The organism is Halomonas sp. 707D4 (assembly GCF_024158685.1).
In the GTDB taxonomy this organism is placed as follows: domain Bacteria; phylum Pseudomonadota; class Gammaproteobacteria; order Pseudomonadales; family Halomonadaceae; genus Vreelandella.
In genome coordinates, this window is sequence record NZ_JAMZBD010000703.1 from 1 (window position 1) to 1186 (window position 1186).

General features: G+C 62.7%; 2 protein-coding genes. One reads left to right on the forward strand and one right to left on the reverse strand.

Going from position 1 to position 1186, the window contains the following annotated elements; translation table 11 throughout:
• The coding region (pilM, locus tag BIS11_RS18040) for a pilus assembly protein PilM (RefSeq protein ID WP_253586790.1) at positions 1-282 on the reverse strand (282 nt) is incomplete at its 3' end.
• Between the two features lie 193 nt (positions 283-475).
• On the opposite strand from pilM, the gene BIS11_RS18045 reads away from it, so the two are divergent.
• A partial coding sequence (locus BIS11_RS18045) for a transglycosylase domain-containing protein (RefSeq protein WP_253586791.1) occupies positions 476-1186 on the forward strand: 711 nt, incomplete at its 3' end.

The following is a 1186-nucleotide window of genomic DNA, read 5'->3' on the forward strand; positions in this document are numbered from 1 at the left end:
TGCGGGGAAGGTCAGCGTCTTGGTGATGGCGGCGCTGGCCGGCACGGCCACGGCGGCCTTCTTGGTGGAGGGGCGGGCGTGCTCGACGGCGTTGCGCAAGACCCTGGCCACATCGACGATGTCGCGAATGCGCCGCTCCACCACGGCGCCCTCCCTGAGCGGGCGTACGGCGTAGCTCTCGACCTGGTAGCTGTTGTCCAGCTGCTTGAGTTCGAGGAGCTTGACGGTGGCCGACGTGATGTCCACCCCGATCAGTCCCTTGCCGGGCTTGAGTAAGCGCATGGCGTCTCGCTTGGTATTATCGTCTTATGCGTATAGCGAGATTACATTATTTTTAGGCGCCTCACACCGTCAAGCCAATCAAGTCATATCAATACTGGTGGCCGCCGACATGCCTTCTTATAATGGTGACCAATTGCGCAATGCGGCCGCTAAAGCGCCGCACTGATCCTCTTTTCACGGATACCCTCTGTTCATGACGTTTCTTCGCACCCTCCTCGTTTCACTCTTCTCGCTGGTGGTGGCCGTTGCCGGCGCCATCGTGCTGGCGGTAGTGGCAGCGGCCATCTACTTCTCGCCGGGGCTTCCCGACGTTCGCCAATTGCAGGACTTCGAGCTTCACACGCCGCTGCGCATCTTCACCAGCGACGGCCGCCTGATCGGCGAGTTCGGCGAAGAGCGGCGCATGGTGGTGGACTACGACGAGATCCCCCAGGACATGATCAACGCCCTGATCGCCGCCGAGGACGCGAGCTTCTTCGAGCACGCCGGGGTCGATCCGCGAGGCCTGGCCCGCGCCGCGGTGGAGCTCGCCCGCAGTGGCGGCTCGATCCAATCCGGTGGCTCCACCATCACCATGCAGGTGGCGCGTAACTACATGCTGACGCTGGACCAGACCTTCACCCGCAAGATCCGCGAGATCCTGCTGGCGCTGCAGATGGAGCAGGTCCTCTCCAAGCAGCAGATCTTTTCGCTCTACGTCAACAAGATCTTTCTCGGCAACCGCGCCTACGGGATCGCCACCGCCGCCGAAACCTACTACGACAAGCCGCTCTCCGAGCTGACCCTGGCGGAAACCGCGATGATCGCGGGCCTGCCCAAGGCCCCTTCGGCGTTCAACCCGCTGGCCAACTCCGAGCGCTCATTGATCCGCCGCAACTGGATCCTGTTTCGCATGCGCGAGCTC